The organism is Streptococcus sp. (assembly GCF_032481935.1).
Classification (GTDB): Bacteria; Bacillota; Bacilli; order Lactobacillales; family Streptococcaceae; genus Streptococcus.
Window position 1 is genome coordinate 1 of record NZ_JAWERU010000024.1, and the last position, 24,691, is coordinate 24,691.

The 24,691-nt window shown below is 40.5% G+C and carries 26 protein-coding genes; 18 read left to right on the plus strand and 8 right to left on the minus strand.

The genetic code is table 11. The annotated features are described in order from the left end of the window. Positions 1–45: 45 nt before the first annotated feature. Positions 46–510: an IS200/IS605 family transposase gene (gene tnpA, locus E7C97_RS05970; RefSeq protein WP_316108464.1), complete on the minus strand. Its 465-nt coding sequence runs from the start codon at positions 508–510 to the stop codon at positions 46–48. Positions 511–1,102: 592 nt separating this feature from the next. On the opposite strand from tnpA, the gene E7C97_RS05975 reads away from it, so the two are divergent. The 7 genes from E7C97_RS05975 (at position 1,103) to E7C97_RS06005 (ending at position 7,674) form a co-directional block, all read left to right on the plus strand. After that, positions 1,103–2,254, plus strand: coding sequence for a DUF4767 domain-containing protein (locus tag E7C97_RS05975; protein ID WP_316108465.1), 1,152 nt, complete (start codon positions 1,103–1,105; stop codon positions 2,252–2,254). Between the two features lie 152 nt (positions 2,255–2,406). Beyond that, positions 2,407–3,111, plus strand: a complete 705-nt coding sequence (locus E7C97_RS05980) for a hypothetical protein (protein WP_316108466.1) — start codon at positions 2,407–2,409, stop codon at positions 3,109–3,111. A gap of 133 nt (positions 3,112–3,244) precedes the next feature. Next, on the plus strand, positions 3,245–3,694 hold the full coding sequence (locus E7C97_RS05985) for a MarR family winged helix-turn-helix transcriptional regulator (protein WP_000359847.1): 450 nt from the start codon (positions 3,245–3,247) through the stop codon (positions 3,692–3,694). 3 nt (positions 3,695–3,697) lie between these two features. Continuing rightward, a complete protein-coding gene (locus E7C97_RS05990; protein WP_316108467.1) occupies positions 3,698–4,462 on the plus strand; it encodes a nuclear transport factor 2 family protein in 765 nt (254 codons plus the stop codon). 13 nt (positions 4,463–4,475) lie between these two features. Beyond that, complete coding sequence (locus E7C97_RS05995) at positions 4,476–5,435, plus strand: zinc-binding dehydrogenase (RefSeq protein WP_316108468.1); 960 nt, start codon at positions 4,476–4,478, stop codon at positions 5,433–5,435. Further along, the gene (locus E7C97_RS06000; RefSeq protein WP_070458030.1) at positions 5,436–6,164 is read left to right on the plus strand and encodes an ABC transporter ATP-binding protein; all 729 of its coding nucleotides are present in this window, start codon (positions 5,436–5,438) and stop codon (positions 6,162–6,164) included. Beyond that, positions 6,157–7,674: an ABC transporter permease/substrate-binding protein gene (locus tag E7C97_RS06005; protein WP_070458033.1), complete on the plus strand. Its 1,518-nt coding sequence runs from the start codon at positions 6,157–6,159 to the stop codon at positions 7,672–7,674. Before E7C97_RS06000 ends, E7C97_RS06005 begins: the two co-directional genes overlap by 8 nt. Positions 7,675–7,747: 73 nt before the next feature. Here the strand turns inward: E7C97_RS06005 and E7C97_RS06010 are convergent, their stop codons facing one another. From E7C97_RS06010 to E7C97_RS06020, 3 genes are read right to left on the minus strand one after another with little or no spacing between them, the layout of a single operon-like run. Continuing rightward, complete coding sequence (locus E7C97_RS06010) at positions 7,748–8,080, minus strand: glucuronide permease (protein WP_083279559.1); 333 nt, start codon at positions 8,078–8,080, stop codon at positions 7,748–7,750. Between the two features lie 35 nt (positions 8,081–8,115). Beyond that, entirely contained in the window at positions 8,116–8,586 is a 471-nt protein-coding gene (locus E7C97_RS06015) for an HXXEE domain-containing protein (protein ID WP_070458035.1), read from the minus strand. Positions 8,587–8,601: 15 nt separating this feature from the next. Further along, a complete protein-coding gene (locus E7C97_RS06020; RefSeq protein ID WP_070458038.1) occupies positions 8,602–9,141 on the minus strand; it encodes a TetR/AcrR family transcriptional regulator in 540 nt (179 codons plus the stop codon). Between the two features lie 133 nt (positions 9,142–9,274). On the opposite strand from E7C97_RS06020, the gene E7C97_RS06025 reads away from it, so the two are divergent. Beyond that, a complete protein-coding gene (locus tag E7C97_RS06025) occupies positions 9,275–10,171 on the plus strand; it encodes a cation diffusion facilitator family transporter (RefSeq protein WP_061863636.1) in 897 nt (298 codons plus the stop codon). A gap of 79 nt (positions 10,172–10,250) precedes the next feature. Beyond that, on the plus strand, positions 10,251–11,288 hold the full coding sequence (locus E7C97_RS06030; RefSeq protein ID WP_316108480.1) for a zinc-binding dehydrogenase: 1,038 nt from the start codon (positions 10,251–10,253) through the stop codon (positions 11,286–11,288). Positions 11,289–11,350: 62 nt separating this feature from the next. Here E7C97_RS06030 and E7C97_RS06035 read toward each other — a convergent pair whose 3' ends face one another. Beyond that, positions 11,351–12,352 (minus strand): LacI family DNA-binding transcriptional regulator, encoded by a 1,002-nt coding sequence (locus E7C97_RS06035; protein WP_316108469.1) that lies wholly within the window; start codon positions 12,350–12,352, stop codon positions 11,351–11,353. Between the two features lie 168 nt (positions 12,353–12,520). Here E7C97_RS06035 and E7C97_RS06040 point away from each other — a divergent pair, with 168 nt between their 5' ends. From E7C97_RS06040 to E7C97_RS06050, 3 genes are all read left to right on the plus strand, one after another. Next, positions 12,521–13,699, plus strand: coding sequence for a galactokinase (locus E7C97_RS06040; RefSeq protein ID WP_316108470.1), 1,179 nt, complete (start codon positions 12,521–12,523; stop codon positions 13,697–13,699). 18 nt (positions 13,700–13,717) lie between these two features. Beyond that, on the plus strand, positions 13,718–15,199 hold the full coding sequence (locus E7C97_RS06045) for a UDP-glucose--hexose-1-phosphate uridylyltransferase (protein WP_075230596.1): 1,482 nt from the start codon (positions 13,718–13,720) through the stop codon (positions 15,197–15,199). A gap of 69 nt (positions 15,200–15,268) precedes the next feature. Then, on the plus strand, positions 15,269–15,673 hold the full coding sequence (locus E7C97_RS06050) for a PaaI family thioesterase (RefSeq protein WP_195183906.1): 405 nt from the start codon (positions 15,269–15,271) through the stop codon (positions 15,671–15,673). A gap of 106 nt (positions 15,674–15,779) precedes the next feature. Here the strand turns inward: E7C97_RS06050 and E7C97_RS06055 are convergent, their stop codons facing one another. The 3 genes from E7C97_RS06055 to E7C97_RS06065 form a co-directional block, all read right to left on the minus strand. Continuing rightward, on the minus strand, positions 15,780–16,373 hold the full coding sequence (locus tag E7C97_RS06055) for a helix-turn-helix transcriptional regulator (RefSeq protein WP_316108472.1): 594 nt from the start codon (positions 16,371–16,373) through the stop codon (positions 15,780–15,782). Positions 16,374–16,543: 170 nt separating this feature from the next. Further along, a complete protein-coding gene (locus E7C97_RS06060) occupies positions 16,544–16,930 on the minus strand; it encodes a VOC family protein (protein WP_316108473.1) in 387 nt (128 codons plus the stop codon). Positions 16,931–16,941: 11 nt separating this feature from the next. Continuing rightward, a complete protein-coding gene (locus tag E7C97_RS06065; protein ID WP_316108474.1) occupies positions 16,942–17,769 on the minus strand; it encodes an exodeoxyribonuclease III in 828 nt (275 codons plus the stop codon). A 132-nt stretch (positions 17,770–17,901) separates the two neighbouring features. Between E7C97_RS06065 and E7C97_RS06070 the strand changes: the two genes are divergently transcribed. The 6 genes from E7C97_RS06070 (at position 17,902) to E7C97_RS06095 (ending at position 24,585) form a co-directional block, all read left to right on the plus strand. Continuing rightward, entirely contained in the window at positions 17,902–18,357 is a 456-nt protein-coding gene (locus E7C97_RS06070; protein ID WP_316108475.1) for a DUF3290 family protein, read from the plus strand. Next, positions 18,354–18,989, plus strand: coding sequence for a DUF421 domain-containing protein (locus E7C97_RS06075; RefSeq protein WP_316108476.1), 636 nt, complete (start codon positions 18,354–18,356; stop codon positions 18,987–18,989). Before E7C97_RS06070 ends, E7C97_RS06075 begins: the two co-directional genes overlap by 4 nt. A gap of 54 nt (positions 18,990–19,043) precedes the next feature. Continuing rightward, entirely contained in the window at positions 19,044–20,789 is a 1,746-nt protein-coding gene (locus tag E7C97_RS06080; protein WP_316108477.1) for an ABC transporter transmembrane domain-containing protein, read from the plus strand. After that, complete coding sequence (locus tag E7C97_RS06085; protein WP_316108478.1) at positions 20,779–22,521, plus strand: ABC transporter ATP-binding protein; 1,743 nt, start codon at positions 20,779–20,781, stop codon at positions 22,519–22,521. The genes E7C97_RS06080 and E7C97_RS06085 overlap by 11 nt, the downstream gene beginning before the upstream one ends. A 105-nt stretch (positions 22,522–22,626) precedes the next feature. Then, the gene (locus E7C97_RS06090; RefSeq protein ID WP_060956120.1) at positions 22,627–23,319 is read left to right on the plus strand and encodes a sugar transferase; all 693 of its coding nucleotides are present in this window, start codon (positions 22,627–22,629) and stop codon (positions 23,317–23,319) included. Between the two features lie 39 nt (positions 23,320–23,358). Beyond that, entirely contained in the window at positions 23,359–24,585 is a 1,227-nt protein-coding gene (locus tag E7C97_RS06095; RefSeq protein ID WP_316108479.1) for a DegT/DnrJ/EryC1/StrS family aminotransferase, read from the plus strand. The last annotated feature ends 106 nt before the right edge of the window (positions 24,586–24,691 follow it).

The window sequence follows — 24,691 nt, forward strand, 5'->3', positions numbered from 1 at the left end:
TCATTGCTCTTGACTCGTCACTTGCCTCTTAAAGAGGCGTGAGTATTACTTACCACTATCCCTAAAGGGATCCTCATATTCTTTTACACTCAATTTATCTAGTGCTATATCATGCTTTTCCTGTTCCTGGATATATTTCTTAATTGTGGCTTCATTAAGCCCTACTGTACTCACATAGTAACCTTCTGCCCAGAAATGCCGATTCCCAAACTTGTACTTGAGATTAGCGTGTTTGTCAAACATCATGAGTGCACTTTTACCTTTTAAATAACCCATGAAACTTGAAACACTTATCCTCAGTGGAATACTGACTAACATATGTACATGATCAGGCATTAAATGGCCCTCGATAATCTCAACACCTTTATAACTACATAATCGGCGGAATATTTCTCCCAAACTACTTCGATATTGATTATAAATGACTTTTCGTCTATACTTAGGGGTGAACACAATGTGATACTTACAGTGCCACTTTGTGTGTGATAAACTATGTGTCTTTTGTGCCATGGTTTTCTTCTTTCGCTTTACAATTGGCTTGAACACCTTTATTGTATCGCGTTTGGAGTTTTTTTGGTATAACCTTCGATGCGCACCCGCATAGCGGGTGGTTTATTTGTCTCGCATCTCACGGAGCGAGACGGACTGAAAGTCACATAATCTGGAGTGAAACAAAAGATTCACTCTTTTTGTTTCACACTTAGGAAGTTTCTAGGTTTTATGTTATTAAACTAACCGAATATATAAGTTTTTTTAGCAATTTTGTATTTTTTTTCTAGATTCTATCTGCATTTCTATTTTGGTCTTTCGATGTGTTAATGTTCTTTTCTTTATTTTCATGTAAGTTTCTATTATAATTTAATCGTATTATAAATTACCTTTAAATAATGGTTTAATCTCTTTTTGTTATAGCTCCTATTGGCCTTTCCTACATTATGTTTAGATCTATAGTATTTATCGAAGGTGTATCTAATATAAGAATTATAGAACTTATTTACTTAGTATTTGTATATATAAGTTTTTTTATTTTACCGAAACTCTAAAATATTTGATATAATGTAGGCAAAGCTATGGTCACCATTCATTTCAAGAGGAGATTTTTATGGGTAATAGAAGTATAGTAGGAAATCTGTTTATTCTTATATTTAGTTTTTTAACAGTTGGTTGTAGTAATCAAAATTCTGATGTTTCTAGTGATGATACTAGTTTATCTGCTACAACTAGTCAGTCAACTACTAGTAACGAGATAAAGTCTGGAGAGTCTAAGAAAGATTACAAAGATTTATACAAGCCAGTTTTTGAGGATTACAAAAAAATCCTATCTACACCGAAAGATCTTAATGTAATCGCTAATCTCTATAAGAGTTTACAAGGCACTGAACGCCCTATCAATAGTTGGTCAGTTGAAAATGCGGTTTTTCAATCAGATAAGATTAGCTATGCCTATGCGGATCTTAATAAAGATGGTGTAGAGGAATTGCTAATTGGTGTTGAGCAATCTAGTGGCGGTTATTTTATTTCGGGACTTTATTATTTAGTAAATGAGAAACCGGTACTTTTGGCAGAGGGTTTTGTTGCAGGCCATGGTGGTGCTAGAAATTCTATGAATATCTATAAGGGTGGTGATATTCTAGAATTAGGTTGGTCCTCTGGAACAGGTCAAGGTAGAGGAGTACTTTATCATCTGAATTCAAACCAGCAAGCTGCAAGTAAACTACAAGAACAGGATGTTCTAGTTCCTGGTAATAAAAGTTTGCATGCAGATTTTGGAAAAACAGAAGCAGAAATGCTAGATTTCAATCAACTTGATTGGCAGAAATTTGAAACTTCTAGTAGTAGTAAGTCTATTTCGGGTGAAGACCAAAAAGCTCCTTGGAATGCTAGGAAATCTGCTAAATTAGAAGAGTTCATAAAAGGGTGGGGTGAAAGACTTGGTCAACCTAATTACGAAAAGGGAATATCAGGAGGGGATGTTGGTGCAGATAATCTCTATACCTTTGGAGATGGACCAAGCGAAAAAATGAATGCCGAATACACGGATATAGGTTTAGGAACTGCTAAGTACCGTATTGTGGAACGCTATAGTAACTGGGATAAATACCCGGACGTGCATAGCTACTTTTTTGCGATAACTGATACTGGGGAAGCGATTGTTTTTCATTCTCCAACAACAAATGGTGGGGTTATGTACTTAAAACCGACAGAGAATACAGAGATCCAAGCAGAGTTTAAACGCTTAGTTGAGGAAGAGTAGAAAAATGAAGAGTTTGGTCAAGGCCAAGCTCTATTTTTTAAAATCTCTTCTTTGATTTTTATATTCTTTGAGTATTTAATGGTATACTAGTGTTATATAAGAACGAAAAGCATTATTTGATGATGATTCTATAATCCAGGAGAATAATTTCTATGCCAAAAAGTGTGAAGTTTCATAGTATTTATTATAGATTTGTTCTATTTATAGTTATTTTATATTTTTTGGGTGTTCATCAAATTGCTGGGCGAGGAATTCAAACAGTTACTATCTTTGATTACGTCTTCAACTTTCATCAAACACAGTTAGGGTATTTCCTCGTTTTATTAATTCTAGTTGGAATTGGTATTAATTTTCTTTGTCCTTGGAAATTTTATATTACTCAGGATGGGATATACATTAGAAGGTTAGATTTATTTGTTCCTTGGAGTGATATCAGTGGAGTTTCCCATGTTTGGATTAACAAAGCGAGTAATTTTAGCAGAGGGCTTGTTTTTTATAATAATAAATGTTTAGTTTTCTATCGTAATAATTATAAACCGATTTGTATCTATAATACTTCTTTATTAGCCTTATTTCTTGTCAAACTCTTTAATTCTCAGATCAAGACGAATATCATGTCAGCTAGTTTTGCTACGGGATTTAATATTCTATTGAATACATCAATTGTCTGTTATCTTTACTTTCTTGATTTAAAAACTCTTAGTTTTAGTTATTTTTTACTTTTTTGCTTACTCTACTTTATAAAAATTTTTATCATTCCTTTATGTTTGGTTTCTAGTCAAAATTCTAAGTATGGTCCTTATCTGGTCCATAGTAGTTTCTTTAAGAGGAATGCTTCAGATGTGATTCATGTTTAATTTTATAAAAATGATGACTTTCTACTTTTGGGTAGGAAGTTTTTTATTATTTCTATATCGAAATAGTTGACAGATGTAATGAAAAGTCTTACAATAAATTCAGAAAGTTCGATATAGAAGTAAAGGAGACAAAATGGACAAGATGTTAGGGGGCTACCAAGCTCTACAGATTCGATTGTTGAATGGGCGTATCTTTCAAAAACTCTTGAGCAAGGAACCAGATGCCCAATACAGAAGTGAGCAGGGAAAAATTTTAACAATCTTGTGGAAGCAAGAGTTGGGTTGTGCTACCGCAACTGATATTGCTCTTGCGACAGGTCTGGCAAACAATACGCTGACCAGTATGGTTAAGAAATTAGAAGAACAGGGTTTGGTTGCGATTAAGCCTTGTACACAGGATAAAAGAAAAAAATATATCTCTTTGACAGATCTCGGTTGGGCGCAAAAAGAAATTGGAGACCGTGTCAGTAAAGAGTTAGGTGAAATTTTCTACCAAGGATTTTCGGATCAAGAAATCCAGGAATTTGAAGCTTATCAAGAGCGTATTATCACTAATTTAAAGAAAAAAGAAAACGAGGAATAAATCATGTCCATTCAAGCACAAAATGCACAAAATCTATATATTCGTGCTATTCAAGATGGCCGTGTAGCAGAAGCGCAAGCAAGCTTATTAGGGGATACCTATATCCAACACTCGACAGGAGTGCCGGATGGGAAAGAAGGATTCGCTACTTTTTTTGCAGATTTTATCAAGCGCCATCCAGAACGTGAAATCAAGATTGTTCGTACCATTGAAGATGGCAATCTGGTTTTTGTTCATGTGCACCAGTACCTAAACGGTGGAGAAGCCCAATGGGTGACTACAGATACTTTCCGTGCAGATGAAAATGGTCATATCGTTGAGCATTGGGATGTTATTGACTATTATTGTACACCTGAAAATGAGCAACTTGATCAGATCTTTGGAGATTTTGAAATCAAGGACTTGGACAAGTCAGCGGAAAATAAACAGCTGGTCCGTCGTTTCTTGACAGAAATTTTCCAAAACAAGGAGCTCGATCAATGGGAAGACTTTGTGACAGAGGATGTGATTCAGCATAATCATGAGATTGGGCAAGGGAGTCAAGCTTATAAGGATTACGTACGCGAGCACCATGTGGCCTATGACTTTGTTTTCCAACTCTTGACTCAAGGAAATTTTGCAGTGAGTTATGGTCAGGTATTGATTGATGGCGTTGCCTATGCTCAATACGATATCTTCCGTTTAGAAAATGGGAAAATTGTTGAACATTGGGATAATAAGGAAGTTATGCCCAAGGTAGAAGACTTGACCAATAGAGGGAAATTTTAAAAAGGAATACATTATGAAAGCAGTTGTTGTAAGCACTCCAGGTGGACCGGAGGTATTAGAAGTTGTCGAACGACCAAAACCAGTCCTGAAGGCAGGTTGGACCCTGGTGAAAATCCAAGGATTTGGCATCAATCATAGTGAAATTTTTACCCGTAAGGGACAATCACCATCTGTGAAATTTCCTCGTGTATTAGGGATTGAGTGTGTCGGTCTTGTGGAAGAAACGACACGACCGGATTTGAAGATTGGGCAACAAATCATTTCCATTATGGGAGAGATGGGGCGAGCCTTTGATGGAGGTTATGCAGAGTATACACTTCTTCCAAATGAACAAATTTATCCAATCAAGACAGAACTTGATTTGGAAAGTTTGATCGCCCTTCCGGAAATCTATTACACGGCTTTTGGATCTTTTCTTAACCTCAAGATTGAGGAGAAAGATAGCGTGTTAGTTCGCGGAGCAACCAGTGGTGTAGGAATTGCCTTTGCTAAACTGCTGAAAGGGAAATTTCCTAATATTCATCTGGCAGGAACTAGCCGAAATTTAGCTAAAGAAGAGCAGTTAAAGGCAGTCGGATTTGATCAAGTGATTTTGGAGAAGGATGGTGTCTTGCACACGAAAGAGCAGTTCGATAAGGTTTTGGATCTTGTTGGTCCAAGTGCTATTCTCGATACTTTTGCGCGGACAGCAGAAGGTGCGATTATCTGTTCTTGTGGGCTACTGGGTGGACAGTGGACTATTCCAGACTTTGATCCGATTGAGATGCTCTCTCGCAATCTCTACTTGACGACCTTTGCTTCTGGCAATGTGTGTCAAGACAAGCTTCAGGCTTTGGTAGATTTTGTCGAGCAGTATCGTGTAGATGTAGGGCCTGAAAAAGTTTATAAGATTGACCAAATTCAGGAAGCGCATGCTTATCTGGAAGGAAGCCATTCTTTTGGTAAAGTTATCGTGAAAAATGAGGTAGATTAAATGATTGAATACAAACATGTAGCCTTGCGCTATACGGAAAAGGACATTTTAAAAGATGTCAATCTCCGCATTGAAAATGGAGAATTTATGGTTCTTGTGGGACCTTCAGGATCTGGAAAGACCACTATGATCAAGATGATTAACCGTCTTTTGGAGCCGACAGATGGCAATATTTATATGGATGGGAAACGCATCAAGGACTATGATGAACGGGAGTTACGTCTCAGTACCGGCTATGTCCTTCAAGCCATTGCCCTATTTCCTAACTTGACCGTTGAGGAAAATATAGCTCTCATTCCTGAGATGAAGGGATGGACTAAAGAACAAATCATTTCTAAAACAGAAGAACTCTTAGCCAAAGTGGGGCTTCCTGCGGAAGATTATGCTCATCGTTTACCAAGCGAGTTATCTGGTGGGGAGCAACAGCGGATTGGCATTGTACGAGCCATCATTGGGGAACCAAAAATTTTATTGATGGACGAACCTTTTTCAGCCTTGGATGCCATCTCACGCAAGCAGTTGCAAGAATTGACCAAGGCATTACATAAAGAATTCGGCATGACGACCATCTTCGTAACACATGATACGGATGAGGCCTTAAAATTAGGGGATCGAATTGCAGTTTTGCAGGATGGAGAAATTCGTCAGGTCGCAGACCCTGAAACAATTTTACAAGCGCCTGCGACAGACTTTGTAGCAAACTTATTTGGAGGTAGCCTTCATGTCTAATTTGATTTCAACCTTTCAAGAGCGTTTTGGGGAATGGTTAACCGCTCTTGGTCAACACTTACAATTATCGCTTTTGACCTTATTGGTTGCTATTTTTCTGACCATCCCACTTGCGGTTTATCTAAATAGCCACAAAAAAGCGGCGAATTGGGTGCTACAAATTGCGGGTATCTTCCAGACCATTCCTTCAATGGCTTTATTGGGTCTCTTTATTCCTTTCATGGGAATTGGAACCTTACCGGCCCTTACAGCTCTAGTCATTTATGCTATTTTCCCGATTTTGGAAAATACAATCACAGCCTTGAACGGCATTGATCCTAGCCTTGAGGAGGCAGGGATTGCTTTTGGAATGACCAAGTGGGAGCGACTCAAGAAGTTTGAAATTCCACTTGCCATGCCAGTCATTGTATCGGGGGTTCGTACAGCAACCGTTATGATCATTGGGACAGCAACTCTAGCTGCTCTTGTTGGAGCTGGAGGATTGGGCTCCTTTATCCTTTTGGGAATTGATCGTCGGAATGCTAGTCTGATTTTAATCGGTGCAATCTCATCAGCCATTTTGGCCATTCTCTTTAATGTTGTTCTCAAATGGTTGGAAAAGGCAAAGTTGCGTACAATTGTTGCAGCCTTTGCTGTTATGGTGCTTGGTTTGGGAGCAAGTTATGCTCCAAGCATGATTCCAAATAAAGAGAAAGAAAATCTGGTTATAGCTGGGAAGTTGGGACCTGAACCTGAGATTCTCATGAATATGTACAAGCTTCTCATTGAGGAAAATACGGATATGACGGTGACGGTCAAGCCTAACTTTGGGAAGACAGATTTCCTTTATCAAGCGCTGAAAAAAGGGGACATTGATATTTATCCTGAGTTTTCGGGTACTATAACAGAAAGTTTATTGCAGCCCTTCCCAAAAGTTAGTCATGATCCAGAGAAGGTCTATGAAGTAGCGCGTGATGGTATCTCAAAGCAGGATCAACTCAATTTTCTTAAGCCTATGGCTTATCAAAATACTTATGCAATAGCTGTACCAAGAACGATTGCACAAGAATATGGCCTTAAGACGATTTCAGATTTGAAAAAGGTTGAGGGTCAGCTAAAAGCAGGATTTACACTCGAATTTAATGACCGTGAGGATGGTAATAAAGGATTAAAAACTCTTTATGGCTTGAATCTTAATGTTGTTACCATGGAGCCTGCTTTACGCTATCAAGCTATTCAATCAGGTGATATCCAGATAACGGATGCTTATTCGACGGATGCGGAGATTGCTCGCTATGATTTGGTAGTTTTGGAGGATGATCAACACCTCTTCCCTCCTTATCAAGGAGCCCCACTCATGAAAGCTGAATTACTCGAAAAACATCCTGAGTTGGAAGCTGTTCTTAATAAACTAGCTGGTAAAATCACTGAAAGCCAGATGAGTCAGCTGAACTACCAAGTTGGTGTGGAAGGGAAATCGGCTGAAGAAGTAGCACGTGAGTTTTTGGTGCAGGAAGGGATTCTAAAGTAATCAATTCTCAAAGGAGTATTGGATTAGTTGATACTCCTATCAGTAAATAAAAAGGATCAGACGATCCTTTTTATTATATCAAGGCTAACAAGAGGGTAAGCACAAGTGCGATTCCAATTCGAACCAGATGGTGGGTTGGATGGAAGTTTTCTTTTTGTTTGCCATTCCAATAGGCTCCGTAGCAAATCAAAGCACAGCCAATCAGCCAAATGAATAAAGCTACAATCGGCAAAAGGAAGTAGAGGATGAGAGATAAGGTCGCAAGGCAACTTCCGATGAATAGAAGTTGATTTCCTAGAGTATTCTTGCCTTTTCTTAATTCTGAAAGGCTGGCCAATAAATGAAGGAGGGCAAAGGCAAGGGCTAAGAAGGTTGTGATGATGCTAAAAATAAGATAAAGTGAAATAGATGTTTCCTTTCTAGGATATGATTGCCTGAGTGCTATTTTTTATGACTGATTTTATGAAGAATCATAAATGAAACTACAAGATTTAAAATGATAACCAACAAGGTAAAAAGAGAGTAACCATAAAGTATAATTGGAAATTCATTTTTGAGATTGCATAGAGAAAACAAGCTCGTTAAAATGCCCGTTAACAAGCCAGGCACATATTTTCGAATAACGACTGTCTGAATCAGATGTCCGAAAACATGGTAGATATAAGCAATTACAATGGTTGCGTAAATGGTATAGTTGTTAAACCAGTAACTAAGGAAAAGCGAAAGAAGTAGGATCAAAAATTGCTCTAAGACAATAGCATTGAAAGCAAAAGGCGTGTAATAAGAAAGGATTAGATTATCTGGAAACTGCGCTGATATTTTTTTGACAAAGGATGGCATCCAAACGATTTCTTCGAGTTCGTGAAGCATGAATAGTGATGGAAATAGAAAATAAAATTGCACGCTGGTCATTGAAAATACTCCTTTCTAGTTCGAACCCACTTTTAAAATCTCCAAATAAAACTGGATAACTTCTTGTTCTGTGTAAGATTTCCCCTTTTTCAGCCACCAGGTCAATGTTTCGATAAAGTTAGTTACAACATAGTGTTTGAGATAAGAAGCAGGAATATTAGGATAGGAAACTTGCAAGTCCTCTGCGACCATAGGATAAACATGGTGTTCCAATTCTTTCTGCAATTGACGGAGGAAGTAGTCGTTTTTAGAGAAAAGAAGACTGGTGACGTGGTCCTGATTTTTCTTAAAATGTGAAAAGATATGAGCCAAATAAGCTTCTGTAGATATATTTTCCTCACGTTCAAAAAGATGATGAAAGAGATAACGGCAGAGCTCGTCTAGAAGCAGTTCCTTACTTTCATAGTGACTGTAAAAGGTGGAGCGACCGACATCTGCTAGGTCAATAATCTCCTGAACTGTGATGGATTCGTAATCTTCTTGATTCAATAATTGTAAAAAAGCAGTATAGATAGCTTTTCGTGTCTTGGTAATGCGACGGTCTTGACTAGTCATATGGACACTTTGAACAAATCGTTCAGTAACTTACAAAGAGAACAGTTTGCCCCTATCCTTTCTTTTCGGAGTAAGAGATAATACTAGTAAAGGGAATATTTATACTACTATTATACCAAAGGAGGACGGAAAAATGACAACGAAAGGTGCGGTTTGGCTAGCTTTTTTCTTAAATTTGAGTTATGCCATTGTCGAGTTTATCGCTGGTGGAGTATTTGGTTCTAGTGCTGTTCTTGCTGACTCTGTCCATGACTTGGGAGATGCAATCGCAATTGGGCTATCAGCATTTCTAGAAACAATCTCCAATCGTGAAGAAGATAGTCATTACACCTTGGGGTACAAACGTTTTAGTCTCTTAGGTGCCTTGGTAACGGCTGTTATTCTCATGACAGGATCTGCTTTAGTCATTTTGGAGAATATAACGAAACTCTTTCATCCACAAGCGGTCAATGATGAGGGTATCCTCTGGCTAGGAATCATTGCTGTTAGCATTAATGTGCTGGCGAGTCTAGTAGTTCGCAAGGGAAAAACAAAAAACGAATCCATTCTTAGCCTGCATTTTCTGGAAGATACTCTGGGTTGGCTGGCTGTTATCCTAATGGCTATTGTTCTGCGATTTACCGACTGGTATATTCTGGATCCGCTCTTATCTCTTGTCATTTCCTTCTTCATTCTGTTAAAGGCTATTCCACGTTTTTGGTCTACACTCAAGATTTTCCTCGATGCCGTGCCAGAAGGAGTGGATATCAAGCAAGTAAAGAGTGATTTGGAACGGTTGGAGTATGTGGCTAGTATCAATCAGCTTAACCTATGGACCATGGATGGTTTGGAGAAAAATGCCATTATCCATGTTTGTCTAAAAGAGATCGGACAGATGGAGGTTTGTAAAGAATCCATTCGAACCCTACTCAAAGATTGTGGTTTTCAAAATATTACCATTGAGGTAGATGCAGACTTAGCAAGCCACCAGGTTCATAAGCGTAAAATTGAGGAGTTGGAAGTAGATAAAAGTCATGAACATCATCATTAATGAGACGTAGTATAAGTGAGCGAAAGCTTCATAAAAAGTGTATACTTGAAATAAGTTAGATACAGAGAGGTAAATGTTTATGAAATCAGCAGTCTATAAAAAAGCAGGTCAGGTTGGTATTGAAGAGGTTAAACGTCCAAGAATTCAAGAATCGGATGATGTCATTATCCGTGTAGTTCGTGCTTGTGTTTGTGGTTCGGATCTTTGGAGTTACCGAAATCCAGATATTAAAGCGGGACATAAAAATAGTGGACACGAAGCGATTGGAATCGTTGAAGAAACTGGAGAAGCCATTACAACGGTCAAGCCCGGTGATTTTGTGATTGTACCATTTACTCATGGTTGTGGCGAATGTGATGCCTGTCGTGCTGGATTTGATGGTTCCTGTGACAATCATATTGGAAATAACCTAGGAGGAAATTTCCAAGCTGAATATCTCCGCTTCCACTATGCCAATTGGGCCCTTGTAAAAATTCCTGGACAACCATCTGACTATACAGAAGGTATGCTCAAGTCTCTCTTGACTCTGGCTGATGTTATGCCGACTGGCTATCATGCAGCGCGTGTGGCAGATGTGAAAACAGGTGATAAAGTTGTCGTAATTGGCGATGGAGCTGTTGGGCAATGTGCTGTCATCGCAGCTAGAATGCGTGGCGCTTCACAAATTATCCTCATGAGTCGTCACGAAGATCGTCAAAAAATGGCCTTGGAATCAGGAGCGACAGCTGTTGTAGCTGAGCGAGGAGAAGAAGGCATTGCCAAGGTGCGTGAAATTCTTGGCGGTGGAGCAGATGCAGCACTTGAGTGTGTTGGTACTGAGGCGGCTGTTGAGCAAGCACTGGGTGTCCTTCATAATGGCGGTCGTATGGGATTTGTAGGAGTTCCACATTATAAGAATCGTGCTCTTGGTTCAACATTTATGCAAAATATCTCTGTCGCAGGTGGAGCAGCTTCTGCGACAACATACGATAAGCAATTCTTGCTTAAAGCTGTCCTTGATGGTGAGATCAATCCAGGTCGTGTCTTTACTTCAAGTTACAAACTAGAAGATATTGACAAAGCATATAAGGCCATGGATGAACGTAAGACTATCAAGTCTATGATTGTGATGGAATAAAAAGAAAAACCTAATAGGATTTGAGAAACTCTATTAGGTTTTTTTATGTTCAAGTGTTGTGCTTAATGCAAGGTACTTTCTCTTAACGTCAGTTTGGTTCCTAGCATGGTGAGGCTTGGGATTTTACGGCCGTGAAGGACTTCTCTGTTCAAAATATCCATTCCTGTGCGTCCCATTTCTTCGGTGTAGACAGTAATACTAGAAAGTGGTGGGAACACTTGCTTGGTTAGAATAGTATCATTAAAGGAAATAATGCTGACGCGCTCTGGTATGCTAATGCTGGCTTCTTGAAGGGCGCGAAGAGCACCGATTGCCAAACTATCACTAGCTGCAAAAAAGGCTTGTGGAAGTTTATCTCCTAATTTTTCGATAGCCTCTTTCATCAAGTCGTATCCAGATTGGGCAGTAAATAGCCCTTGGAAAATGAATTTCTCGTTATAAATTCCCTTTTCTTGTGTATAGGATTTAAAGTAATCTAAGCGTTTATCTGAGATAACTTCTTCATGGTCAGTAGTAGTTTCAAGACCGGATAGGATACCAATCTTTTTAAGCCCATGATCTGTAAAGTAATCAACCACCTGTCTAACCGCATTATAGAAATCCGTAATGACACAGGTATGACCAAGGGCAATCGTATCACTGTCAAGAAAAACTAGGGGCTTGTGATATTCTTCAAACGAGGCAATCTGTGCTTGGCTAAATTTCCCGATACAAAGAATCCCAATGACTTCTTCGCTAAGCGTAAAAGGCTGGTCATTAAAATAGCGCAAGATGTCGTAATCTAATTCTTGTGCTCTATTTTCAATTCCTAGTCGAATCTGGTAGTAGTAGAGATCTTCTAACTCTCCCTGTTCACTGACCCACTGGATGATAGCAATTTTCTGTTTGAGTTTATGTGATTCACCTGTTTTGAGATGTTTGGTGTAGCCTAGTTCTTCGGCAACGGTTAAAATACGATGTCTGGTTTCTTCAGTGACAGATAGACTCTGATCGCGATTGAGGACACGGGATACAGTTGCGATCGAGACAGAGGCTAGCTGAGCAATATCTTTGAGTGTAGCCATAATTCCCCTCCTTTTTAGGTTATTATAGCATATTTTTCTTCCTTTTTACTCATAGTTTAGTAAAATATCGGTAAAAATGTTGACCTAAGCAAAACCCTTGGGTACAATAGAAGAAAGCGATTACAGGATAAACTTTTTTACCTAATATTTCGTAAAAGGAGAATTCATATGACACAACATCTTACTGCTGAAGCACTTCGCAAGGATTTCCTTGCTGTTTTTGGTCAAGAAGCAGACCAAACCTTCTTCTCGCCAGGGCGCATCAACTTGATTGGGGAACATACTGACTATAACGGTGGTCATGTTTTTCCAGCAGCTATTTCACTCGGAACCTATGGGGCTGCTCGTAAGCGTGATGACCAAGTTTTGCGTTTCTACTCAGCAAACTTTGAGGATAAAGGAATTATCGAAGTTCCTCTAGCTGACCTCAAATTTGAGAAAGAGCACAACTGGACCAACTATCCAAAAGGTGTCCTTCATTTCTTGCAAGAAGCAGGCCATGTGATTGACAAAGGTTTTGATTTCTATGTTTTTGGGAATATCCCAAATGGTGCGGGCTTGTCATCTTCAGCTTCTTTGGAGCTATTGACAGGTGTCGTAGCAGAATACCTCTTTGACCTAAAATTGGATCGTCTAGACTTAGTTAAAATCGGAAAACTAACAGAAAATAACTTTATCGGTGTTAACTCTGGTATCATGGACCAATTTGCAATCGGTATGGGGGCAGATCAACGTGCCATTTACCTAGATACTAACACTCTAGAATACGACTTGGTTCCACTTGATTTGAAGGATAATGTTGTTGTGATCATGAATACCAACAAACGTCGTGAACTAGCAGATTCTAAATATAATGAACGCCGTGCTGAATGTGAAAAGGCAGTGGAAGAACTTCAAGTGGCCTTGGATATCCAGACTTTAGGCGAATTGGATGAATGGGCTTTTGATGAATACAGCTACCTGATCAAAGACGCAAATCGTTTGAAACGTGCTCGCCACGCAGTTCTTGAAAATCAACGTACCCTTAAGGCACAAGCGGCTCTTCAAGGAGGAGATTTGGACAAGTTTGGTCGTTTGATGAATGCATCTCATGTTTCGCTTGAGCACGATTACGAAGTGACTGGATTGGAATTAGATACCCTTGTTCATACAGCTTGGGCTCAAGAAGGTGTTCTTGGTGCTCGTATGACAGGAGCAGGTTTTGGAGGTTGTGCGATTGCCTTGGTTCAAAAGGATGCTGTTGAGTCCTTTAAAGAAGCTGTAGGCAAGCACTATGAAGAAATCGTTGGTTACGCTCCAAGTTTCTATATCGCTGAAGTGGCAGGTGGAACTCGCGTTCTTGATTAGTCAGAAGGAGGTTTTCTAGTGACCTTAGTAGAAAGATTTGTTACCAAAGTCATTGCAGAAAGCACCTTTGAAGAGTTGGATCGGATTTATCTGACCAATCGCGTCTTGGCACTGGTGGGAGATGGAGTTCTTGAAGTTGAGACTGACCAAAATGATTTGATTGAACTAAAAGATCAGCTTGTTGAGGAAGCAGTTCGCTTGGAAACGATTGAAGATAGTCAGGCTGCGCGTGAGATTCTCGGTGCTGACCTCATGGACTTGGTAACCCCTTGTCCAAGTCAGGTTAATCGTGATTTTTGGGATACCTATGCTCAGTCACCAGAGCAGGCAATTGCGGATTTCTACCAACTCAGTCAGAAGAATGACTACATCAAACTGAAGGCTATCGCAAAGAATATTGCTTATCGTGTACCATCTGACTACGGTGAACTAGAGATTACCATCAATCTCTCGAAGCCTGAAAAGGATCCAAAAGAGATTGCGGCAGCTAAGTTGGTCAAGTCGAGTAACTATCCTCAATGTCAGCTCTGTATGGAAAATGAAGGCTACCATGGTCGTGTCAATCATCCAGCTAGAAGCAATCACCGGATTATTCGTTTTGATATTTCTGGGCAGGAGTGGGGCTTCCAGTATTCGCCTTACGCTTACTTTAATGAGCACTGTATTTTCCTAGATAGCAAGCATCGTCCTATGGCCATTAGTCGCCAAAGTTTTGAACGTTTGTTAGCAATTGTGGAGCAGTTTCCAGGCTACTTTGCTGGTTCGAATGCAGACTTGCCAATCGTAGGTGGCTCCATCCTGACGCACGATCATTATCAAGGTGGGCGTCATGTTTTCCCAATGGAAGTGGCTCCTATTCAGAAAAACTTTACCTTTGAAGGTTTTGAAACTGTAAAAGCAGGGATTGTTCAGTGGCCTATGTCCGTCATTCGACTAACTTCGGATTCAAAAGACGAGTTGACTAACCTTGCGGATAAAATCTTACTGGCTTGGCGTCAATACTCAGATCCAAGTGTACAGGTCTTGGCAGAAAGTAATGGAACACCGCATCACACTATCACACCGATAGCCCGTAAGCGAGATGGGCAGTTTGAGTTGGATTTGGTCTTGCGGGACAATCAAACATCTCCAGAGCATCCAGATGGTATCTATCATCCCCATAAGGATGTCCAACATATCAAGAAGGAAAATATCGGCTTGATAGAGGTCATGGGTTTGGCAATCTTGCCACCACGCTTGAAGGAAGAAGTAGAGCAGGTAGCAGCTTACCTAGTCGGAGAGGATGTTTCAGTAGCAGATTATCACCAAGAATGGGCAGATGAGTTGAAAGAGTCCCATCCTGGATTGACTGACAAAGACCAAGCTCTTAATATCGTCCAAGAATCTGTTGGAAAAATATTTGCACGAGTTTTGGAAGATGCAGGAGTTTACAAGCAAACAGAAGAAGGACAAGCAGCCTTTATGCGCTTTGTGGAGCAGGTTGGTATTTTGCCCGAATAAGTGCTTCTCTCTTGCGTAGAGTCTTGAAAAGTAGTATCATAGTGTCGTTTGAAATATCAGGAGGAACGTATGAAAGATTTTCACTTTGACGCTATATCTGCCTTTGAAAACTACGAAATTGAAAAAATGAGAGACGGTCACGTGGTGGTGACAACAAAAGTAGTGGACTCTTCACTCAACTACTATGGAAATGCCCATGGAGGCTATCTATTTACCCTATGTGACCAAATCAGTGGTCTTGTGGTGATTTCGCTAGGATTAGACGGGGTGACACTCCAGTCTTCCATCAACTATCTGAAAGCCGGAAATCTAGGGGATATTCTCACCATCAAGGGGGAATGTGTCCATCAAGGACGTACCACTTGTGTCGTCGATGTTGATATCACCAACCAAGATGGCCGAAATGTCTGCAAGGCAACCTTTACCATGTTTGTCACAGGACAACGATCTGAAGATAGACAGGTGAGGATATAAATTAAAATGAGTAGATAGCTACGCCCTAAAAAACCAGAGTGTGTTCACTATCCACAACTCTATAACTTTAAGGATATTTAAAAAGCGAGGTCTATTGACTTCGCTTTTATTTGATAGGGAAGAAAGTAAGTAAGAGCCAATAAAATAGCAGAGCAATAACGCCAATTCCAAGGCCAAATAGAATGGGAAGGATGATTCTTTGGTAGGGAGCCTTACCCCTTTCTTCAGCTTCTTCAATCTCGCTAAGGTTACGTCCTTGAACATAGGCGACAATCTGTCGATAGGTGCGAAGATTATGCTGTTTCTTGAATTTTTCAATGCGTAGGGCGTAGAACATAGCGATAGCAAAAATCAAGCAACTAAAAGCGATACCATACCAATCCAAATAAAGAATTAAGGGTATGCTGATGATAGGAAAACCTAATAGCAGTATGCTAAAGATTATTCCATCTTTTTTATAACGTATAAATTCTTGATCGTGAATAATTTGTTTCATAGTTTCCAAATCTCCTTTTACTAGTTTGTCTAATGACACTTCAAAGACCTTGCTCAGCAAGAGTAGGTTTTGAATATCAGGGTAGGTCGCGCCGCGTTCCCAGTTGGAAATGGATTGGCGACTGACAAAAATTATTTCAGCTAAATCATCTTGAGATAAATTTTTCTCTTTACGATAGCGCTGGATTTGTTTTCCGACTTGCATAAAATTTCCTCGCTTTCTGATTTCATTCTACTCAATTATACAAAAAAAGGCTATCAAAGTTCTTTGACATGCTGATTTCATAGGCTTTAGCAAAGGTTTTGGTCACTGGATTTACAGGTCTGTCAATTCATGTTCACCTACTGAAAAAGAGGCTATCAGCCTCCTTTTTCCTATTCACTAAATCTTAAAAAATAGCCATCTGGGTCTAAAACTGCAAATTCATGAGGATAGATATATTGTTCACCAACACGAAATTCTCTTTTGGTCAAAGGACGATGAATAGGATAGTTAGACTTGATTACTTTCTGATAGAGTCGAGGGACATCCTCTATGCCGAAGGAGATGTTGACTCCACGACCAAATGGGTAGGTCAGTTGGGCTAATTCTTCTGCACTGCCTTCTTCTAGCATAAGTTGGCAGTCTTCAAGCGAGAGGAAGAGAAATTTCTCCTCTGGACGCTCGTATTGGATCGTAAAACCCAGTAAATCGCAGTAGAAGGAACGAGACTGTTCTAGATTCGAGACTATAAACTCGGGAATAACTGCATTGTAGTCCATAAAGAAACTCCTTACAATTCAATCTCCAAGACAATCGGTGTGTGGTCTTGGCGTGCACCAGAGTCGATCATATCTGACTTGGTAACCTTATCTGCCACACGGTTACTTGTGAGCCAGTAGTCAATTCTCCAGCCTGTGTTGTTGATTTTTGAAGTCTTGCTGCGTTGTGCCCACCAAGTATAGCGTTCTGGCACATCGCCATGAATATGGCGGAAGGTATCTGTAAATCCTTTGGCTAAAAGGTTTGTAAATCCTTCACGTTCTTCGTCTGTGAATCCTGGTGAACGACGGTTGCTGGCTGGGTTAGCAAGGTCAATTTCCTTGTGGGCAACATTGTAGTCTCCAGTTGCTAGGACAGGTTTTTTCTTGTCTAGTTCAGCCAAGTATTCCGCATATTTGACATCCCAAACTTGACGTTCTTCCAAACGTTTGAGGCCATCCCCAGCATTAGGAGTGTAGACCTGAGTCACGAAAAATTCATCAAATTCCAAAGTAATGATGCGTCCTTCCATGTCCATAGTAGAAGGTGCGCCAATTTCTGGGAAGCTGATAGTTGGAGTCAGTTCTTTCTTATAGAGGAACATGGTTCCAGCATAGCCTTTACGGGCAGGCTCTTGAGAGGAACGCCAGGTGTTTTCGTAACCTGGGAAGAGTTCTTCCAGTACCTCGAGATGTTTTTTAGTAGGACCTTTGGCTGAAAGCTTTGTTTCCTGGATAGCGATGATATCAGCATCTTCGGCTACCAAGGTTTGAAGAACGTCTTGTGACAATTTCGCACGCGCAGAGTCACTCGTCAAAGCTGCATTGAGTGAATCAATATTCCATGAGATTAGTTTCATAGTGTGTACCTTTTCATTCAGATTATAGACAATATTATACCAGAAAAAGAAGTAATTCCCCAGCGTATAGTTTGAAAAATCAAGGTCATTCCTTTATAATAAAGAATGATTTATGTAAAGGAAAGAAAATAAATGAAATTTTACTCATATGAATATGTCTTGAGTCAGATTGACCAACAAAATAGTGTCATGATTGGCTTTGGAGTATTCTTGCTTGCCATCACTGGATTTTTTGCTTTTAAGGCTTACCGCGACCATCGAGGAACCAAGTTTCGCGAGTTGGTGATGATCTCGTCTTTGGCTTTACTGGCTGTCATTCTCGGTATTATATCTACTTATCAGTCAAATCAAGCTTCCAACAATCAATTTCAAACTTCACTTCACTTTATAGAAGTTGTTTCTGAGGATTTAGGAGTGGATAAATCAGAGGTCTACGTCAATACTTCTGCAACGACAGATGGTGCCCTTCTCAAGGTAGGAGACAAATTCTACCGTGCCTTAAGTGGGAGTGAACCGGATAAGTATCTCTTGGAAAAACTTGACTTGTATCAAACAAGCGACATTGAATTAGTGGAGGCAAACAAATGACATTTAACTATATCGAGATTCTTATTAAACTGGCTTTAGGTCTTGTATCTCTTGTCTTTGTTATCAACATGACAGGGAAGGGAAATCTAGCGCCCAACTCAGCAATTGACCAAATCCAAAACTATGTTCTTGGGGGAATCATCGGTGGGGTAATCTATAATAGCTCTATTACCATCCTTCAGTATGCAGTTATCTTGATTATGTGGACGATTTTGGTTTTACTTCTCAAGTGGCTTACGAATAACGTCGGCTTTGTAAAACAAATGATTGACGGGAAACCAACCCTACTCATCAAAAATGGAGAAATCGATCCAGAAGCCTGCCGTTCTGTCGGCTTATCAGCTTCTGACGTAGCCCTTAAACTTCGTAGTCAAGGTATCTTCCAGCTAAAAGAAGTCAAGCGTGCTGTACGAGAGCAAAACGGTCAGCTCATCGTGGTACAAAATGGAGATGAAAATCCTAAGTATCCTGTCATCACAGATGGTGTCATTCAGTCGGATGTCCTTGATACTCTCAGCTTAACGGAAGAATGGCTCATAGATCATCTGAATAAGCAAGGGTATGATAATGTGGCCAATATCTTTATCGCTGAGTATGATAAAGGTCAACTAAGCGTCGTCACCTATGAATAAGAAAAACCTGGGGTTCATGCCTCAGGTTTCCATTTGTCATTAGAAAGGAATTTTATGTCTATCATCCAAAAACTCTGGTGGTTTTTTAAGTTAGAAAAACGCCGTTACCTAGTCGGAATTGTAGCTTTGGTTTTGGTTTCTGTACTCAACCTCATCCCACCTATGGTCATGGGGGGCGTAATTGATGCCATTACTTCGGGACGATTAACACAGGACGAGCTCCTGCTTCATCTCTTTTATCTCCTGCTGGCAGCTTTCGGAATGTACTATCTGCGTTACGTTTGGCGCATGTATATCCTGGGAACCTCCTACCGACTAGGACAAATCATGCGCTCAAGACTATTTGAGCACTTTACAAAGATGTCGCCTGCTTTTTATCAGAATTATCGAACAGGGGACCTGATGGCCCACGCAACTAATGATATCAATTCTCTGACTCGTCTAGCCGGTGGAGGTGTCATGTCGGCGGTGGATGCCTCGATCACAGCCTTGGTGACTTTACTAACCATGCTCTTTAGCATCTCGTGGCAGATGACCTTGGTTGCTATTCTTCCCTTGCCATTTATGGCCTATGCGACTAGTCGTCTGGGGAGAAAGACCCATAAGGCTTTCGGAGAATCACAAGCAGCCTTTTCAGAACTCAACAATAAGGTACAAGAGTCTGTATCAGGTATCAAGGTAACCAAGTCCTTTGGTTATCAGGCTGATGAATTGGCATCTTTCCAGGAAGTCAATGATTTGACCTTCCAAAAGAATCTGCAAACCATGAAATATGATAGTCTCTTTGACCCGATGGTTTTGCTCTTTGTTGGTTCTTCTTATGCCTTAACTCTCTTAGTCGGTGCCTTTATGGTGCAAGCGGGACAAGTAACCGTTGGGAATCTGGTCACCTTTATTTCTTACTTGGATATGTTGGTCTGGCCTTTGATGGCCATTGGTTTCCTCTTTAATATCACTCAGAGAGGAAAAGTTTCCTACCAACGGATTGAGAGCCTCTTGTCCCAAGAGTCACCTGTCAAAGATCCAGAATCTCCACTTGACGGGATTGAAAACGGGCGTTTGGACTATTCCATTGATAGTTTTGCCTTTGAAGACGAGGAGACGCTTAGAGATATACATTTTAGTCTCGAAAAAGGGCAAACCTTGGGCTTGGTTGGGCAGACTGGTTCAGGGAAGACTGCTTTGATAAAGTTGCTCTTACGTGAGTATGACGTTGACCAAGGGGCCATTTATCTAAATGGTCATGATATTCGCGACTATCGACTAGCTGACTTGCGTAGTTTGATGGGATATGTCCCACAGGACCAATTTCTCTTTGCCAGCTCTATCCTAGATAATATCCGCTTTGGGAATCCCGACCTGCCTTTCTCAGAAGTAGAGAAAGCAACAAAGTTGGCTCAAGTCTATCAAGATATTCAAGCCATGCCCCAGGGATTTGATACAGTTATCGGTGAAAAGGGTGTCAGTCTATCTGGTGGACAAAAGCAACGCCTGGCCATGAGTCGGGCTATGATTCTAAATCCTGATATCTTGATTTTAGATGATTCCTTGTCAGCTGTAGATGCCAAGACAGAGTTCGCTATTATCGATAATCTCAAGGAAACTCGCAAAGATAAAACGACCATTATCACAGCCCATCGACTCAGTGCAGTTGTCCATGCGGATTTGATTTTGGTCATGCAAAATGGTCGCATCATTGAACGAGGCAGACATGAAGACTTACTAGCCTTGGATGGTTGGTACGCACAAACCTACCAGTCCCAACAGTTAGAAATGAAAGGAGAAGAAGATGCGCAATAAACAAGAACAATGGACTGTATTGAAACGCTTGTTGTCCTATCTAAAGCCCTATGGTCTCCTAACCTTTTTAGCCTTAGCTTTTCTCCTTGCGACGACTGTTATTAAGAGCGTTATTCCCCTAGTAGCTTCTCACTTTATCGACCAGTATCTACATAATCTCAACCAGCTTGCGGTAACAGTTTTGCTAGTTTACTATGGTCTCTACATTCTCCAAACCCTTGTCCAATATGTGGGGAACCTTCTTTTTGCGCGAGTGTCCTACAGTATCGTTAGAGATATTCGACGTGATGCCTTTGCCAATATGGAAAAGCTAGGCATGTCTTACTTTGATAAAACGCCTGCAGGTTCTATCGTCTCGCGTTTGACCAATGATACTGAGACTATTAGTGATATGTTTTCAGGAATCTTATCCAGCTTTGTCTCAGCAGTCTTTATCTTTGTGACAACCCTTTATACCATGCTTGTTCTGGACTATCGTCTGACAGCTTTAGTATTGCTCTTTCTACCTTTGATTTTCCTCTTGGTCAATCTCTACCGTAAAAAATCCGTCAAGGTTATCGAAAAAACCAGAAGTCTCTTGTCAGATATTAACAGTAAGCTGGCTGAAAATATCGAAGGGATTCGCATCATTCAAGCCTTTAACCAAGAAAAGCGCCTGCAAGAAGAGTTTGATGATATAAATCAGGAACATCTGGTCTACGCTAACCGTTCGGTTGCCCTAGATTCCCTCTTCTTACGGCCGGCCATGAGCTTACTGAAGCTATTGGGGTATGCAGTTTTGATGGCTTACTTTGGTTATCGTGGCCTTTATATGGGGATAACAGCAGGGACCATGTATGCTTTTATCCAGTATATCAATCGTCTCTTTGATCCCCTCATCGAGGTAACACAAAACTTTTCTACCCTTCAGACATCTATGGTATCAGCAGGTCGTGTTTTTGCACTTATCGATGAAACCAACTATGAACCGGTCCAAGAAAATGGACAAGCGGAGATTCAAGAAGGAAATATCCGCTTTGAACATGTGTCCTTCTCTTATGATGGGAAACACCAGATTCTCGATGATATTTCCTTTACGGTTAATAAAGGTGAAACCATCGCCTTTGTCGGACATACAGGCTCTGGGAAATCTTCTATCATTAATGTTCTCATGCGCTTTTATGAATTCCAGTCTGGTCGAGTTCTCCTAGATGGTGTGGATATTCGTAAGTATAGCCAAGAGGAATTGAGAAAAAATATCGGTCTGGTCCTACAGGAACCTTTCCTCTATCATGGGACCATCAAGTCCAATATCGCTATGTACCAAGATATCAGTGATGACCAGGTTAAGGCAGCAGCAGAGTTTGTCGATGCAGATTCTTTCATTCAGGATCTTCCATTAGGCTATGATGCCCCTGTGTCTGAGCGTGGTTCGAGTTTTTCAACTGGTCAACGTCAGCTTCTTGCCTTTGCTAGAACCGTTGCCAGTCAACCTAAAATTCTGATTTTGGATGAAGCGACAGCCAATATCGACTCTGAAACAGAAGCCTTGGTCCAAAATTCTCTAGCCAAGATGAGACAGGGTCGGACTACCATTGCCATTGCCCATCGTCTTTCTACCATTCAGGATGCAAATTGTATTTATGTCCTAGATAAGGGACGAATCATCGAGAGCGGCACACACGAGGAACTTTTGGCCTTGGGAGGTACTTATCACAAGATGTATAGTTTACAGGCAGGGGCTCTATCTTAGAGAAGAATTCCTTTAAAATACAGATTTCTTGCACTGCCTCTTTCATTTTGTGGTATAATGTAGAATGTTTAAAGATTACATATTAAAAAACAGAGGAGAATGTGCATGCTGAAATGGGATGAACTACCTCAAGAGATGCAATTAAGTGAGGTAAAACCATACTACCAGCTTGTTTCTAGAAGAAAAGGTTCATTGGTTCTCAAGCGTTGTCTAGATTTGTTTCTAGCATTGGTCTTGTTAATCTTGACCTCACCCGTATTTCTAATTCTAAGCATTTGGATCAAGCTAGATAGCAAGGGTCCAGTCATTTACAAGCAGGTACGGGTAACCCAGTACAACCGACATTTCAAGATTTGGAAATTCCGGACTATGGTGACCGATGCGGACAAGAAAGGAAGTTTAGTAACTTCTGCGAATGACAGCCGTATCACCAAGGTTGGAAATTTCATTCGCCGTGTTCGTTTGGATGAACTGCCGCAATTGGTCAATGTTCTTAAAGGAGAGATGTCCTTTGTGGGAACTCGTCCAGAAGTACCACGCTACACAGAGCAGTATAACCCAGAAATGATGGCTACCTTGCTCTTGCCAGCAGGGATTACATCGCTTGCCAGCATTAACTATAAGGACGAGGATGCCATTATCAGTCAAATGACTGCAAAAGGTATGTCGGTCGACCAAGCTTATGTCGAAAGAGTCCTTCCAGAAAAGATGCACTATAATCTAGCCTACCTACGTGATTTTAATTTCTTCGGAGATATCAAGATCATGTTCCAGACTGTATTTGAAGTTTTAAAATAAAGTAGTCACAAGAGTGAATACAGTAAAAGGAGTAAATCAATGACAAATTACAATATTCCATTTTCACCACCCGATATTACCGAAGCAGAAATTGCTGAGGTAGCAGATACCCTTCGTTCTGGTTGGATCACAACAGGTCCAAAGACAAAAGAATTGGAGCGTCGTCTATCTGCCTATACTCAGACACCTAAGACAGTCTGCCTCAACTCTGCAACAGCAGCTCTTGAATTGATCTTGCGCGTGCTTGAAGTGGGCCCTGGCGATGAAGTTATCGTTCCAGCTATGACTTATACAGCATCATGTAGTGTCATCACTCACGTAGGTGCGACACCAGTGATGGTTGATATCCAAGATGATACCTTTGAAATGGACTATGACAAGCTTGAGCAAGCGATTACTGAGAAGACTAAGGTTATCATCCCAGTAGAACTTGCAGGGATTGTCTGTGACTATGACCGTTTGTTCCAAGTTGTTGAGAAGAAACGTGACCTCTTTACAGCTACTAGTAAGTGGCAAAAAGTCTTTAACCGTATCGTTGTTGTCTCAGATAGCGCCCATGCTTTGGGTTCAACCTACAAGGGGCAACCAGCTGGTTCCATTGCAGACTTTACGTCATTCTCTTTCCACGCAGTCAAGAACTTTACAACTGCTGAAGGAGGAAGTGCTACTTGGAAAGCTAATCCAGCTATTGATGATGAAGAAATGTACAAGGAATTCCAAATCCTATCTCTTCATGGTCAAACAAAAGATGCGCTAGCTAAGATGCAACTAGGTTCATGGGAATACGATATCGTAACTCCTGCCTACAAGTGCAACATGACGGATATCATGGCTTCAATTGGTTTGGTACAATTGGATCGTTATCCTGGCTTGCTTCAACGTCGTAAAGAAATCGTGACTCGCTATGACCGTGGATTTGCAGGAACTCGTATTCACCCATTGGCGCATGAGACAGATACTGTTGAATCTTGTCGTCACCTTTACGTTACCCATGTAGAAGGTGCTAGTCTCGAGCAACGCAATCAAATTATCCAAGAATTGGCCAAAGCTGGAATCGCAAGTAACGTTCACTACAAACCGCTTCCTCTTTTGACAGCCTATAAAAATCTTGGCTTTGATATGGCAAACTATCCTAAGGCTTATGCCTACTTTGTAAATGAGATTACACTACCGCTTCACACCAAATTAACGGATGAAGAAGTAGATTATATCATTGAGACTTTTGTCAGAGTTTCTGAAGAAGTTCTAGGCGCTTCACAAAAATAATTAAAAAAATGCTAAATTCCCAAACTAACTTCCATCGCCAATAAAAGTGGAAGTTAGTCTGATAAAAATCGTAAAAACCAGTGGAAATCCGTGTCAGGGTAAGTTC

Bases quoted from the DNA above. Each gene is read 5' to 3' on its own strand.
- tnpA (WP_316108464.1), bottom strand. From the start codon at position 510: ATGGCACAAAAGACACATAGTTTATCACACACAAAGTGGCACTGTAAG.
- E7C97_RS05975 (WP_316108465.1), top strand. From the start codon at position 1,103: ATGGGTAATAGAAGTATAGTAGGAAATCTGTTTATTCTTATATTTAGT.
- E7C97_RS05980 (WP_316108466.1), top strand. From the start codon at position 2,407: ATGCCAAAAAGTGTGAAGTTTCATAGTATTTATTATAGATTTGTTCTA.
- E7C97_RS05985 (WP_000359847.1), top strand. From the start codon at position 3,245: ATGGACAAGATGTTAGGGGGCTACCAAGCTCTACAGATTCGATTGTTG.
- E7C97_RS05990 (WP_316108467.1), top strand. From the start codon at position 3,698: ATGTCCATTCAAGCACAAAATGCACAAAATCTATATATTCGTGCTATT.
- E7C97_RS05995 (WP_316108468.1), top strand. From the start codon at position 4,476: ATGAAAGCAGTTGTTGTAAGCACTCCAGGTGGACCGGAGGTATTAGAA.
- E7C97_RS06000 (WP_070458030.1), top strand. From the start codon at position 5,436: ATGATTGAATACAAACATGTAGCCTTGCGCTATACGGAAAAGGACATT.
- E7C97_RS06005 (WP_070458033.1), top strand. From the start codon at position 6,157: ATGTCTAATTTGATTTCAACCTTTCAAGAGCGTTTTGGGGAATGGTTA.
- E7C97_RS06015 (WP_070458035.1), bottom strand. From the start codon at position 8,586: ATGACCAGCGTGCAATTTTATTTTCTATTTCCATCACTATTCATGCTT.
- E7C97_RS06020 (WP_070458038.1), bottom strand. From the start codon at position 9,141: ATGACTAGTCAAGACCGTCGCATTACCAAGACACGAAAAGCTATCTAT.
- E7C97_RS06025 (WP_061863636.1), top strand. From the start codon at position 9,275: ATGACAACGAAAGGTGCGGTTTGGCTAGCTTTTTTCTTAAATTTGAGT.
- E7C97_RS06030 (WP_316108480.1), top strand. From the start codon at position 10,251: ATGAAATCAGCAGTCTATAAAAAAGCAGGTCAGGTTGGTATTGAAGAG.
- E7C97_RS06035 (WP_316108469.1), bottom strand. From the start codon at position 12,352: ATGGCTACACTCAAAGATATTGCTCAGCTAGCCTCTGTCTCGATCGCA.
- E7C97_RS06040 (WP_316108470.1), top strand. From the start codon at position 12,521: ATGACACAACATCTTACTGCTGAAGCACTTCGCAAGGATTTCCTTGCT.
- E7C97_RS06050 (WP_195183906.1), top strand. From the start codon at position 15,269: ATGAAAGATTTTCACTTTGACGCTATATCTGCCTTTGAAAACTACGAA.
- E7C97_RS06055 (WP_316108472.1), bottom strand. From the start codon at position 16,373: ATGCAAGTCGGAAAACAAATCCAGCGCTATCGTAAAGAGAAAAATTTA.
- E7C97_RS06060 (WP_316108473.1), bottom strand. From the start codon at position 16,930: ATGGACTACAATGCAGTTATTCCCGAGTTTATAGTCTCGAATCTAGAA.
- E7C97_RS06065 (WP_316108474.1), bottom strand. From the start codon at position 17,769: ATGAAACTAATCTCATGGAATATTGATTCACTCAATGCAGCTTTGACG.
- E7C97_RS06070 (WP_316108475.1), top strand. From the start codon at position 17,902: ATGAAATTTTACTCATATGAATATGTCTTGAGTCAGATTGACCAACAA.
- E7C97_RS06075 (WP_316108476.1), top strand. From the start codon at position 18,354: ATGACATTTAACTATATCGAGATTCTTATTAAACTGGCTTTAGGTCTT.
- E7C97_RS06080 (WP_316108477.1), top strand. From the start codon at position 19,044: ATGTCTATCATCCAAAAACTCTGGTGGTTTTTTAAGTTAGAAAAACGC.
- E7C97_RS06085 (WP_316108478.1), top strand. From the start codon at position 20,779: ATGCGCAATAAACAAGAACAATGGACTGTATTGAAACGCTTGTTGTCC.
- E7C97_RS06090 (WP_060956120.1), top strand. From the start codon at position 22,627: ATGCTGAAATGGGATGAACTACCTCAAGAGATGCAATTAAGTGAGGTA.
- E7C97_RS06095 (WP_316108479.1), top strand. From the start codon at position 23,359: ATGACAAATTACAATATTCCATTTTCACCACCCGATATTACCGAAGCA.